This is a genomic window from Sphingomonas sp. Leaf67, assembly GCF_001421965.1.
Classification (GTDB): domain Bacteria; phylum Pseudomonadota; class Alphaproteobacteria; order Sphingomonadales; family Sphingomonadaceae; genus Sphingomonas.
On the sequence record NZ_LMLP01000025.1, the window covers coordinates 1 to 13,369 of the forward strand.

The window sequence follows — 13,369 nt, forward strand, 5'->3', positions numbered from 1 at the left end:
ATGACGTGACCCCCTGATTTTCCTCCACGAACGATTAGAGTCTGGCCTGAAGGAAGGACAGACGATGAAGCGTGCGAGGTTTTCAGAAGAGCAGATCATTGGGGTGCTGAAGGAGGCAGAAGCGGGCGCGAAGACCGCTGATCTTGCCCGGCGGCACGGGGTGTCTGAAGCGACGATCTACAACTGGAAGGCCAAGTATGGCGGGCTGGAGGTATCCGAGGCCCGGCGACTGCGAGAGCTCGAGAGCGAGAACGCCAGGCTCAAGCGGCTTCTGGCCGATGCGATGCTGGATCAGGCTGCGTTGAAGGATCTTCTGGCAAAAAAGTTTTGACGCCCGCCGCGAAGCGGGAAGCTGTCGCTCATCTGCAGGCGTGCCACGGGATGAGCGAACGGCGGGCGTGTCGTGTCATCGATGCCGATCGCAAGAGCGTGCGCTATCGTTCCACCCGGGACGATGACACTGCTCTGCGCGAGAAGCTGCGCGGGCTAGCCAACCAGCGTCGCCGGTTCGGCTATCGTCGTTTGCACATCCTGCTGCGCCGGGAGGGCGTGATGATCAACCGCAAGAAGACCCAGCGGCTCTACAAGGAGGAAGGTCTGGCGGTGAGGCGGCGACGCAGCCGCAAGCGTGCAGTCGGCACCAGGGCACCTGCTCCGGTGCTGGCCATGCCGAACCAGCGCTGGAGCCTGGACTTCGTTCATGACCAGATGACTTCTGGCAGGCGGTTCCGGGTGCTCAATGTGGTCGATGACGTGACCAGGGAGTGCCTGGCGGCGGTGCCGGACACATCGATCTCGGGGCATCGTGTCGTGCGCGAGCTGACCCAGCTGATCGCACAGCACGGCAAGCCGGGGATGATCGTCAGCGATAATGGCACCGAGCTCACCAGCAATGCCGTGCTCGCATGGTGCGGCCAGAGCGGCGTGGAGTGGCATTACATCGCTCCGGGCAAGCCGATGCAGAACGGCTATGTCGAAAGCTTCAATGGCCGCATGCGCGATGAACTGCTCAACGAGACGCTGTTCATGAACCTTACCCATGCCCGGGTCGAGATCGCTGCTTGGGTCGAGGATTACAACCGGGAGAGACCGCACTCATCCCTTGGTTATGCAACCCCGGCGGCGTTCGCCGCCGAACTGAATAAGCAATGGCCTGCTTCGCTACGCCCTACGGGCTCCGCTACGCAGCCCATTGCTTCAACCGCGCTGATGCGCAAAACAACCGCCCGGCTCTAATCTCAGCTGGAGGAAAGCTGGGGGTCACGTCACACGGGCTCCGCTACGCAGCCCATTGCTTCAACCGCGCTGATGCGCAAAACAACCGCCCGGCTCTAATCTCAGCTGGAGGAAAGCTGGGGGTCACGTCAAATACGATACGCTACGCGAAACCCGATATGCGATGTCGGAACATCCTGTTCCTGTGCCTGGAAGGCGGCGGGGCGGAAGTTTGCGCAATAGTTTGTGGCGCACAGGAAACTGCCGCCCTTGACGATGCCGACCGGTCCGCTGCCCGAAACCCATTCCCACACGTTACCTACCATATCGTACACGCCGAAGCCGTTGGCCGGAAACCGCGCGACCGGGGCGATACCGGCATAACCGTCTGCGCCAGTATCGGCGATCGGGAAGATGCCTTCCCAGACATTGGCCTGCGCCTTGCCGTGGTCGAATGCCCATGCCATCGGATCGCGCGGGGTCATCTGTCCACCGCGCGCGGCGCGTTCCCATTGTTGGGCGGTTGGCAGGACGCCGCCCGCCCATGCGGCATAGGCAGCGGCATCGGCGCGGTCGACATGGACCACCGGGTCGTGCCAATGTCCGTCTATGGCGCTGCCTTGTCCCTGTGGATGGCGCCAGTCCGCTCCCTTCACGAACCGCCACCAGCGGGCGGCGTTGTCGAGCGGGATCGGCTCGGTCGGCGCGATGAACACTGCCGAGTCACCGTCGCGTTCGGCACGCGTGCGATAGCCGGTGGCAGCGACGAAGGCGGCGAACTGGCGATTGGTCACCTCATGCGCGTCAATGCGGAAAGCGGCGATCCGGGTCGCAACGCCCGGCCGCCCTGCGCCATCCTCGCCCAGCAGCACCACGCCCGCAGGAATGGCAACGCAGCGATCGGTCGCGTTGCATCGCGCGGCGGGATGTTGCGCGCCGGCCGATGCCAACCCCGCCGCCGCCAGCAGCAGCGCCGTCGCCCCCCTCACGGTTTGGCGACCACAGCGGCCTGAACCTCGGCGATGGGCAGCGGCACCACGCCCTTCTCCTTGGCATAGGCGTCGTAGGCGGCGACCAGATCGGCGAGGCGGGCCGGTTCGGCTGCTGCCAGATCGCGCGTCTCACCGGGATCGCGCGCGACGTCGAACAACTGCCAACGGCCTGTGCTGACTCCCTTGCGGGTGTAGCGGTTGGTGCCGGCAGGCAGGTACACGATCTTCCAGTCGCCTTTACGCAGCGCCTGGCGATAGAAGAGTTCGTAGCCGACCGCTTCGTCCGCCGTCCGCACCGCCGGTGCAGCGGCGGTCAGGACGGGGCGCAGGCTATGCCCCTGATGCGGCAGGATCGGCCGGCCGGCAAAGCTCGCCGGCTGCTTCAGCCCGGCATAGTCGAGCAGCGTCGGGGCGATGTCGCGCACGTCGAGATTGGCGGTGGCGATCCGGCCGCCGCCGGCCACGCCCTTGCCCGCGGCGAAGGCGCTGACGCGGATGCCGCCTTCGGCAGGATAGCCTTTTACCAGCCATGACGGCGTCGAATTGGCCTGTGCCCATCCCGGGCCATAGCCGATGTAGCTGGTCGCCGCGCCGATATTGGCAAGCCGATTGTCGATGCCCAGCGACGGATCGACCGGCGTCGGGGCATCGGGATCAACGGGCGGCGCCTTCGGGTCAGCCTCCTTGAAGCGAGGGGAGGGCGCTTCGATGACATTCCCTTCCGGGCCATTGTCCGACAGGAACAGGATGACGGTGTTGTCAAAGCGGCCCTGCGCCTTCAGCGCGGCGATGACGCGTCCGACATTCTGGTCGAGCCGGTCGATCATTGCCGCATAGACCTCCATCTTGCGGGCCTCGATCGCGCGCTCTTCAGCGGTCAGCGAGGCCCATGGGCGGACCTGTTCGGTGGTGTGGGCGACGGCGTCGGCGGGGACGAGGCCGAGTTGCTTTTGACGAGCAAGCCGTGCCTCGCGCAGCACTTCGTAGCCGGCATCGTAGCGGCCCTCGTATTTCGCGATCGTTTCGGAGGGAGCCTGGAGCGGCCAGTGCGGTGCGGTGAAGGGCAGATAGGCAAAGAACGGCCGGTCGTCGCCGGCCCGCTTCGCCTGATCGAGATAGCCGATCAGCCGGTCGGCCAGATAATCGGTCGAATAGCGGCCCGCCGGGAGCGAGGCGGGTTTACCGTCGTCGCGATAGCTGGGGGCGAGGCCGGCCTTTTGCCACGCGGCATTCTGGTCCGCGCCGAAATGGTTCGACAGGCCCTGTAACAGCGCGAAGCTGTGTTCGAAGCCGCGTGCCGCCGGTTCGCGATCGGGGGTGAGGCCGAGATGCCATTTGCCCGCCATCAGCGTCGTATAGCCGCCGGCGCGGAGCAGTTCGGCGATGGAGGCGACACGGTCGTTGAGATAGCCTTCATAGCCCGGCCGGCCGCGCGTCGCGTCGCTGAGCAATTCGGCCATGGTGCCGAGACCCGCCTGATGATTGTCGACGCCGCTCATCAGCATCGAGCGGGTCGGGGAACAGGTCGGGGCGGTGTGGAAGCCGGTGAAGCGCACCCCCGACAGCGCCAGTGCGTCGAGGTTCGGGGTGGCGATCTCTCCGCCGAACGCGCCGAGGTCCGACCAGCCGAGATCGTCGGCGACGATCACCAGGAAATTGGGGGCGTCCTTGGGCGCGACGGCCTGCGCGGCCGGGACGGGCGGGGTGTCGGGGGCGGCGGCGGCGGGGAGCGCGAACAGCAGTGCGGGCAGGGCGGCGGCGATCAGGGGCTTGGCCGGCATGGGCTCTCCGAAGGTGGCGAAGGTTACACGCACGGGCATAGCGCCGTGCTGCGCCACAACAATAAAGATAATCTACCAATATAGTAGGATTTAGTGCGTTCGTTTCGTTGGCGTCCCTATCCTAGCCATGCGCGGTCCGGCGAACGCCGCCGCCATTCGTCACCAAGGGACCATCGATGCCGATTTCGCCAGCCCGTGCCTGCCGCCTGTTCCTGCTTGCCGGAGTGGCCCTGTCCGCCACGCCGGTGATGGCCGATCCGGTGCCATCGGCCGACGAAATTGCCATCGATGCCCCCGAAGACGAACCCGGCGGCGAGGATATCGTCGTCACGGCCCGCCGCCGAGCGGAGCGGAGCCAGGACGTGCCGATCGCGATCAACGCATTCGGTGCGGAACAGATCGAATCGACCCGCACCTATAATCTGCGCGACCTGCAACAGCTGACCCCCAGCCTCGTCGTCACCAACACCAATCCGCGCAACACCAGCATCAACATTCGCGGCCTCGGCAACAACGTCGCGGTCTATAATGACGGGCTGGAGCCGGCGGTCGGCGTCTATGTCGATGGCGTCTATCTGGCGCGACCCGGCCAGAGCGTCTTCGACCTCGCCGATCTGGAGCGGATCGAGGTGCTGCGCGGCCCGCAGGGAACGCTGTTCGGCAAGAATACCTCGGCCGGTGCGGTGGTGGTGACGACCAAGGCGCCGACGTTCGATGTCGAGAGAGGCGGCGACGTGTCGCTCGGCAATTTCGGGTTCCGCCAGCTCCATGCCTATGTGTCGGGGCCGATCACCGACAGCCTTGCCGCGCGGTTGTTCGTGTCCAAGACCGACCGCGACGGCTTTACCCGCAACCGCTTCGACGGGCGGTTCGGGCAGGATTTTCACGACCTGAACCTGCGGGGGCAGTTGCTCTACAAACCGACCGATACGCTCACGCTGCGGGTCATCGGTGACTGGGGGCGGCAGCATTCGTTCACCGCCGGCAGCATCCTGCTCGGCGCGATCCGCGCCTATGACAACGGTACTACCTTCGCGAACAACTATTACGATCGCGCGGCGCGGCTGGGCTATACCCCGGTGCCGGCCGACCCTGCGTTCCGCATCACCGATGTCGATGCCAATCCGCGCTATGCGATGAACCAGCACGGCATCAACGTCACCGCCGACCTCGACCTGGGGGCTGCGACGCTGACGTCGGTCAGTGCCTATCGGGCATGGAACTGGTATCCGCACAATGACGGCGACAGCACCAGCATGGATGCGGGAGCCGATTTTCATCAGAGCAACGAACAGCGACAGGTCAGCCAGGAACTCCGCATCGCATCGAACGGCGACCGTCCGGTCGATTATGTCGCTGGCCTTTATTATATCTATCAATCGATCCGGGCGGAGGCGGTGAACCGATATGGCAACCGCGCCGCCGACTGGTTCCTGCCGCCGACGACCAACGCGGCGGTCGGGGCCGCAGCGCTGAACGATTACAACGTCGTCAGCCAGTCGCGACCGGTGACCGACAGCTATGCCGCGTTCGCACAGACGACGTGGCATGTCGTACCGGGCGTCGATCTGACGACCGGCCTGCGCTATACCTATGAGACCAAGACCGGCTATTTCGATCAGGTCGCGACCGGGCGATCGCTGGCCGGGCTGACCACAGCGCAGCAGGCGGCGGCACAGACGATCCGGTCGCGCTATGGCGTCGCCAATCGTTACGATGCGGAGACCAGCGCCGGGCGGCTGTCGGGACAGGCGACGTTGTCGTGGAAGGTCGTCGACCCGGTGCTGGGGTATGTCACCTATGCGCGCGGCAACAAGTTCGGCGGGCTGAACCTCGCCAACATCACCACCACCGGGCAGTTCGCCGCCAACCCGGTGATCGCGCCCGAGACGATCGACAGCTATGAAGCAGGCCTCAAGACGACATGGTTCGGGGGACGGCTGACCGCCAATGCCGCTGCGTTCTGGACCGATGTGCAGGATTATCAGACGACGATCATCGATATCGAACGCAACGGCGTCAGCTTTTTCACCAACGCGGCGAAGGTCCGCACGCGCGGGTTCGAAGCGGATGTGCGGGCGGCTCCGACGCGGTGGCTCACGCTGTACGGCTCGGGCACCTATGACGATGCGCGCTATATCTCCTATTCCAATGCGCCGTGTCCGATCGAGATCACCGGGCAGACGATCTGCGACCTGTCGGGACGCAAGCTTCCCGGCGTGTCGGAATGGGCGGCATCGGCGGGCGGCGAGGTCCGCGCGCCGATCGCGAACATGACGGGCCGTGCGGGCGAGGTCTATTTCGGGAGCGATTACAGCTATCGCTCGAGCACCAACACTACCGCCAGCCTCAGCCATTATTCGGTGATCCCGGCCTATGACCTGTTGAACCTGCGGCTCGGCTTCCGGACCAACGACGGGCTGTTCGATATTCAGTTGTGGGGTCGAAACGTGACCGACGAAACCTATTTCCTGTCACGCGCCGCAGCCAATACCGGCGCGATCACGGGAACGCTCGGTGATCCGCGGACCTATGGGATTACCCTGCGGACGCGGCTGTAGTGATATTGGTGCCGAATGATTTCCGAGCGAATGACCGGTATGCAGAAGCTGTAGATGCAGGTTGGACGTTCGAAACCGGGGCAATGTTACGGCATCGCAGCCAACATCGGCACCTCGCAGTCATACGTTGGGCACGGTTCGATTTTTCCTGCCGACGCGTTGGGCTTGGAGGCCGTTCGAGAATGTTCAGGGATGGGCGATCCGGCGGAGTGAGCAGCCCCCACCGGGTCACCCGGCGATAGCCGTAGCGCCCGTACTGCTCTGGTAGGGGTCCGGTGTTCTTGGAACTTCGTGTGCGATCGAACGGAGCGTGGATGGGCGCATCTTCCCAGCTAACGCGAACTGCACGTCAACCACGAAAGAAAGAATCTAAGAACACTTCGCATTAGCATTGACTCTGCGACTTACTCGCAATAGCTGCGTTTTCCGACAGGGGGACGACATGATCGAAAAGACGAGTTTTCTGGCAATGACCTGCGTTGGGTTCATTGCCACCGCGCCGGCACTCGCTGCGGAGACGGCGCCCCGTCCCGTGGCGGCGCCGTTGACGGCGCAGGACCAGGTCGACGATCGCGATGTGATCGTCGTCAATGGCCAGAAGGCTGCGGATGCGAAGGTGGAAAGTCCGAAGGCAACGTCGGCGTTGCGCGATACGCCCCAGACGATCACGGTCCTGAACGATCAGACGATCCGCAAACAGAATCTGCAGACACTGCGCGACGCGCTCCAGACCATTCCCGGCATCACCTTCGGTGCCGGCGAGGGCGGCGGCGGATATGGTGATTCCATCAACCTGCGCGGCTATTCGGCGGCGAACGACATCACCGTCGATGGCGTACGTGATTCCGCCCAATATAGCCGTACCGACCCGTTCAACCTGCAACAGATCGAGGTCTATAACGGCGCGAACACCGTCTTCAACGGATCGGGATCGGTCGGCGGCACGATCAATCTGGTGTCGAAGGTGCCGAGCGTACAGGATCTGTCGATCGCGCAGCTATCGGTCGGTACCGACGATTACTATCGCGCGTCGATCGACGCCAACCAGCGCGTGTCCGATCTGGTCGCGGTACGGCTGACCGGTGCCTATCACCATAACGGCGTGCCCGGCCGCGATGTCGAGAAGTTCGAACGCTGGGGCATCGCGCCATCGGTGACGATCGGCATCGGCGGTCCGACCAGCCTGACCCTGGCCTATGTCCATCAGGAAGACCGCAACACGCCGCTCTATGGCGTGCCGTATTTCCAGAGCCCGATCGGCGGCGGCGTCCTGCCCGGTGTTGATCGCGCCGACTATTACGGCATCGCCAATCTGGATCGACAGGACCAGACGGTCGACCGCTTCACCGCGACGTTCCGCCACGCGATCAACGACAGTCTCTCGGTCCGCAACCTGACCCGCTGGCAGCGCGTCGCGCAGGACAGCATCACCAGCGCGCCGCAGGGCACCTATTGCCTCGCCACCACCGGATTGCAGCCGGTCGGCGCGAACGCGGCGGCGACGGTCGGCATCGCCTGTCCGACCGGTCTCGCGCGGGGCAACTGGCGGCCTTCGGGTCCGCGCGGGCTGTCGCGCGATCAGGTCAACGACCTGCTCTACGATCAGGTCGATCTGCGGCATGAGGCGGGCGAGAAGGGCGGCCTGCGCAACGTCGTCAATATCGGCGTATCGGGCGGAATCGAAAGCTATCACATCACCAGCGGCAGCCTGTTGCGTACCGCGGCGGGTGTCGCGGTGACTTCGCCCGACCTTTCCATTTCCAATCCCGACACGCGCTGGACCGGCCCGGTCAACCTGACCGTCACCGCGCAGTCGCGGGCGGAAACCCAGAATCTTGCGGTCTATGCGTTCGACACGCTGGAGCTGAACCGCTGGTTCGAACTGAACGGCGGCATCCGGTGGGAGGTGCAGGACGCCCGGTTCCGCAACCTGCCGCTGGCGATCGTTCCCCCGGGCAGCACGCAGCTGACCCTGGCGCAGCAAGCGGTGCAGCGCTCGAACGAGCGGTTGTTCTCCTATCGCGGTGGCGCGGTGTTCCATCCGGTCGAGGCGGTCAGCATCTATGCCGGGTACGGCAAGTCGAAGACGCCGTCGTCGCAAACGGTACGTCTGGGTTGCGGCGTGGTGTCGGCCACGCCCAACGCGGCCGGTGCCGCCGACCCGTGCGCGGTGGCCCCCGAAACCGCCGAAAATATCGAGGCGGGGGTGAAGGCCGCGCTGTTCGGGCGCAAGCTGGAGCTGACCGCCGCCGTGTTCCGTAACGAACGCACCAATTACCGGGTGCCGTCGAACGATCCGGCATTGCCCGCCGGGTTGCAGGTGCTCGACGGCAAAGCGCGTGTCGATGGTATCGCGGTCGGGCTGTCGGGATCGATCCTGCCGGCGTGGACGATCTTTGCCAACTACACCTATCTCGATGGCAGGGTGCGGCAGTCGATTTCCGACCGGGACCTGAATGCCGGTGTCCGCGATCCGCAGGCGGGGGCGACGCTGGTGCAGACACCCGAACATTCCGGGTCGCTGTTCACCACCTACAAGCTGCCGTTTGGCCTCGAACTGGGCTATGGCCTGACCTATCAGGGGTCGATCGCGCTGAACGTGCCGAATGCGTTCCAGCCGGTGCAGTTCCGTGCGGACGATTATCTGATCCATCGGGCCTATCTGGCCTACACGATCGCGGAGCGGGCGACCTTGCAGCTGAACATCCAGAACTTCACCGACGAGCGCTATCTGACCGGTATTCGCAGCAATGTGAACGCGACGACCGGCGCGGTGACCGGCGGCTGGGCGATGCCCGGCGACCGGCGGCAGGCGGTACTCAGCCTCTACTACAACTTCTGACGGGGACGGGCCGGGGCGGATGCTGATCGCTATTCCCGACGTGCTGGACGAAGCCACCCTCCACCGCGTTCGCGCGCTGATCGAGGGTGGCGAATGGGTCGACGGCAACGTCACCTCCGGCCCGCAATCCGCGCTGGCCAAGCGCAACCGCCAGTTGCCCGAGGACAGCGCGGCCGCGCGCGAGGCCGGTGGCATCGTGCTCGACGCGCTCGGCCGGTCGCCGCTGTTCATCGCCGCCGCGCTGCCGCTGAAGGTCTTTCCGCCGCTCTTCAACCGGTATGAGGGCGGGGAGGCATTCGGGCTGCACGTCGATAACGCCATCCGCATGAAGCGCGGAACCGATTTCCGCATCCGCAGCGACCTGTCGGCGACCTTGTTCCTCGAAGACCCCGCCAGCTATGACGGCGGCGAACTGGTGATCGAGGAGCGCTTCGGTTCGCAGACGGTGAAGCTGCCGGCCGGGCATATGGTGCTGTATCCCGCCTCCAGCCTGCACCGGGTGACGCCGGTCACGCGCGGCGTGCGCACCGCCGCCTTCTTCTGGCTCCAGTCGATGGTCCGTGACGACGGCGAACGCCGGCTGCTGTTCGACCTCGACCAGTCGGTGCAGGCGCTGGGTGGCGATCGGGGGCAGGGGGATGCGGTGGTGGTCCGGTTGACGGGCCTGTATCACAACCTGTTGCGCCGCTGGGCCGACGCATGAGCGTTGCCGCCAAACGCCGGCGCAACTGGCGCGCATGGTGGGCGAAACAGCTGATCGCGTGGCACTGGATCAGCGCCGGCATCTCGCTGGCGGCGATGCTGCTGTTCGCGGTCACCGGCATCACGCTGAACCATGCTGCGACGATCTCGGCCGAACCCGTCGTCGCCGAACGGCAGGGACAACTGTCTGCCAGCCTGCTGCGTCCGCTCGGCAAAGCGGCAGAGGCAAAGGCGACCATTCCGCCGGGGGTCGCTGCCGATATCGAACGACAGGTGGCGCTGAACGTCGCTGCGCATCCCGTCGAATGGTCGGAGGGCGAGGCCTATGTCGCGCTGCCGCGTCCCGGCGGCGATGCATGGGTCAGCATCGACCTGACCAGCGGGGCGATCCGCGCCGAGACGACCGATCGTGGCTGGATCAGCTACCTCAACGACCTGCACAAGGGGCGTAATGCCGGCATCGCATGGTTCTGGTTCCTCGACGTGTTCGCCATCGCCTGTGTCCTGTTCTCGATCACCGGGCTGTTGCTGCTGCAACTCCATGCCAAGCGGCGGCCGTCCACCTGGCCGCTGGTCGCGGCAGGGGTGGCGTTGCCGGTGATCCTCGCCTTGTTCCTGATCCATTGAATGTCCGGGGGAAATAGTCCGATGCGCATCCTGTCACTCGCGGTTCTGGGCGGTGCGACCGTCGCTGCCGCACCCGCGCCGCCCGCGGGGACGATCACCGTCACCGTCCCGCGCCTGTCGGTCGCCGAATATCACCGCCCCTATGTGGCGGTGTGGGTCGAACCGGCGGGCGGCGGCGCGGCGCGCACGCTGGCGCTGTGGTATGATGTCCGCAAGTCCGGGGCGGAGCCGGGGACGAAATGGCTCGCCGACCTGCGAGCCTGGTGGCGAAAGGGGGGCCGCGGCCTGAAACTGCCCGCCGACGGTGTCAGCGGCGCGACCCGCGCCCCCGGTGCCCACACGATCCCGCTTCCCGCCGACCTGCGCCCGGGCAGCTATGTGCTGAACGTCGAAGCCGCCCGCGAAACCGGTGGCCGCGAACTGGTACAGGTACCGCTGACCGTGCCCGTCAGGGCCGCCCGCGCTAGCGGATCGCACGAACTGGGCGCCGTGACGCTCGCCGCCCGCTGACCCTTCGAAGGATGATGCCCATGCCCCGTTTCGCGCGCCACCTGCTTGCCGCCGCCGCCCTGCTTTCCATTCCCACCGTCGTGTCCGCGCATCGCCTGTGGATGCTGCCGTCGGGAACGGTATTCTCGGGCACCGATAGCTGGGTGACGGTCGATTTCGCCGCATCGAACGACCTGTTCTATGCCGACCATCAGCCGGGACGTCTGGAGGGGGTCACGATATGGCAGCCCGACGGCAGCGCCGGGCAGTTGCAGAACGGTGCGACCGGCCGGTACCGGTCGGTGTTCGACGTAAAGCTCGACAAGCCCGGAACGTGGAAGATCGGGACCGAGATGTCGGGCCTGATGGGCAGCTTCAAGGTGAATGGCGAGGAAAAGCGCGTCGGCGGTCGCGGCGGGCCACCGGGACCGGATGGCGTGCGCCGTCCGCCGCTGACCGTCGCCGACATTCCCGCCGATGCGACCGACGTGAAGCTGACCGAAACGACCAACCGCAACCAGATCTTCGTGACCGCCGGGGAGCCGACCCGCACGGTGCTCAAACCGACGGGCAAGGGACTGGAGATCGATTTCCTGACCCATCCCGACGAACTGGTTGCGGGAGAGGCGGCGCGGTTCCGCTTCCTCGTCGACGGACAACCGGCATCGGGATTGAAGGTGACGGTGGTGCCCGGCGGCAAACGCTATCGCAACGCCGAGGGTGCGCGTGAGCTGACGACCGGCGCCGACGGGGTGCTGGCGATCGATTGGCCGGCGGCGGGGATGTATTGGCTGAACGCATCGCACGAGGATGCGAAGCCGAGCGTCGCGCGCGCGACCGCCCGGCGCATGGGCTATGTCACCACGCTGGAGGTGATGACGCCCTGAGCCCGCCGCCGCGCATCGTGCTGCCGACCGAACCATCGGCGGCGGCACTGACAGATCACGATCCGGGCGCAGCCGTCGCGACCCTGTCCGGGGTTGCGATGGGGACGCGCTGGACGGTTACGTGCGCGCTGTCCGAAGGGGCCGACGCGGACGGGCTGCGCGCGGCGATCGATGCCCGGTTGCGCGACCTCGTACTGCAGATGAGCCATTGGGAGCGGGGGTCCGAACTCTGCCGGTTTAACGCGCTGCCTGCCGGGGGCTGGGCCGATCTGTCGCCGGACTTCGCGGCGGTCGTCGACCTGTCGCTGCGGGTGGCCCATGCCAGCCACGGCGCGTTCGATCCCGCGATCGGCCGTCTGGTCGATCTGTGGGGGTTCGGGCCGCCCGGACCGCAGCCCGAACCCGGTATCGCCGCGATCGCCGCAGCGCAGGAGACTGGCGGATGGCATCGCCTGCGGCGTGATCCGGCGGGACGGCGCCTTCGGCAGCCCGGTGGTTTGGCGCTGGACCTGTCGGGCGTGGCGAAGGGCTATGCCGCCGATGCGATTGCCGACCTGCTGGCCGAACGGGCGGTACGGCATTGTCTGGTCGAAATCGGGGGGGAATGCATCGGGCGGGGGATGCGCCCGGATGGTGACCCATGGTGGGTCGACCTCGAAGATCCGCTCGACACGGGGCACCCGCCGTTGCGCCTCGCGCTGCACGAATGCGCCGTCGCGACCTCCGGCAACTATGTCCGCGGTGACCATTCGCTCGATCCCCGGACGGGGCGTCCGGCGACGAACGGGGTCGTGTCGGTCAGCGTCGTTGCCGGGACCGCAGCATTCGCTGACGCCCTGGCAACTGCGATCCTGGTGGCTTACCCCGATAATGGTTTGGTCGAAGAACAGAATATCGCGGCACGTATTTTGGTGACAACTGGTACTTCTGTGAAAGAAATTCTGACGCCGCAGTTTGCGCGTATGATCATTTAAAATTTGTTCGGTAAATTACGTAATAATATTCATAATTCTATAATAATGATCGCACGTGTCTCGAAGAAATTTCGTATTGACAGAGCGCCATTTTAGCGGTCAGTGGTGTGGAAGTGTGGCGCGGCTGCCATAAAAAAGGTGAGTCTGTGTCCGATGGTGAGCGGGGTTTAGCCAAATGTAAACGTAGGTTTCTGGATCCGGTCAGGCGGTCAACCGCTGACCGCTCTCGGATCTGCGACGGCAATAGCGGAAATTCTATAAGGAAGTTGTTAATCTAAATATTTCAATCGACCGGTGAT

At 65.3% G+C, this 13,369-nt stretch carries 10 protein-coding genes; 8 read left to right on the top strand and 2 right to left on the bottom strand.

Annotated features, from left to right (window positions below):
• Positions 1-64: 64 nt before the first annotated feature.
• A protein-coding gene (locus ASE90_RS17970) for an IS3 family transposase (protein ID WP_156361648.1) occupies positions 65-1,236 on the top strand; the annotation gives its coding sequence in 2 pieces (ribosomal slippage) (positions 65-317 and positions 317-1,236; 1,173 coding nt in all).
• Positions 1,237-1,364: 128 nt separating this feature from the next.
• Here the strand turns inward: ASE90_RS17970 and ASE90_RS17975 are convergent.
• Together ASE90_RS17975 and ASE90_RS17980 are read right to left on the bottom strand one after the other, a co-directional pair.
• A complete protein-coding gene (locus ASE90_RS17975) occupies positions 1,365-2,204 on the bottom strand; it encodes an SUMF1/EgtB/PvdO family nonheme iron enzyme (RefSeq protein ID WP_056004214.1) in 840 nt (279 codons plus the stop codon).
• Positions 2,201-3,988 (bottom strand): arylsulfatase, encoded by a 1,788-nt coding sequence (locus ASE90_RS17980; RefSeq protein ID WP_056004217.1) that lies wholly within the window; start codon positions 3,986-3,988, stop codon positions 2,201-2,203. Before ASE90_RS17980 ends, ASE90_RS17975 begins: the two co-directional genes overlap by 4 nt.
• Before the next feature lie 176 nt (positions 3,989-4,164).
• Here ASE90_RS17980 and ASE90_RS17985 point away from each other — a divergent pair, with 176 nt between their 5' ends.
• The 7 genes from ASE90_RS17985 (at position 4,165) to ASE90_RS18015 (ending at position 13,070) form a co-directional block, all read left to right on the top strand.
• Positions 4,165-6,549 (top strand): TonB-dependent receptor, encoded by a 2,385-nt coding sequence (locus ASE90_RS17985; protein ID WP_056004220.1) that lies wholly within the window; start codon positions 4,165-4,167, stop codon positions 6,547-6,549.
• 442 nt (positions 6,550-6,991) lie between these two features.
• On the top strand, positions 6,992-9,391 hold the full coding sequence (locus ASE90_RS17990) for a TonB-dependent receptor (RefSeq protein ID WP_200910940.1): 2,400 nt from the start codon (positions 6,992-6,994) through the stop codon (positions 9,389-9,391).
• Positions 9,392-9,410: 19 nt separating this feature from the next.
• Positions 9,411-10,094: a Fe2+-dependent dioxygenase gene (locus ASE90_RS17995; RefSeq protein WP_056004223.1), complete on the top strand. Its 684-nt coding sequence runs from the start codon at positions 9,411-9,413 to the stop codon at positions 10,092-10,094.
• Complete coding sequence (locus tag ASE90_RS18000; RefSeq protein ID WP_056004226.1) at positions 10,091-10,720, top strand: PepSY-associated TM helix domain-containing protein; 630 nt, start codon at positions 10,091-10,093, stop codon at positions 10,718-10,720. The genes ASE90_RS17995 and ASE90_RS18000 overlap by 4 nt, the downstream gene beginning before the upstream one ends.
• Before the next feature lie 21 nt (positions 10,721-10,741).
• The gene (locus ASE90_RS18005; RefSeq protein WP_056004229.1) at positions 10,742-11,230 is read left to right on the top strand and encodes a DUF2271 domain-containing protein; all 489 of its coding nucleotides are present in this window, start codon (positions 10,742-10,744) and stop codon (positions 11,228-11,230) included.
• Between the two features lie 20 nt (positions 11,231-11,250).
• A complete protein-coding gene (locus tag ASE90_RS18010) occupies positions 11,251-12,096 on the top strand; it encodes a DUF4198 domain-containing protein (RefSeq protein WP_056004231.1) in 846 nt (281 codons plus the stop codon).
• A gap of 17 nt (positions 12,097-12,113) precedes the next feature.
• Positions 12,114-13,070 (top strand): FAD:protein FMN transferase, encoded by a 957-nt coding sequence (locus ASE90_RS18015; protein ID WP_235531947.1) that lies wholly within the window; start codon positions 12,114-12,116, stop codon positions 13,068-13,070.
• Positions 13,071-13,369: the final 299 nt, after the last annotated feature.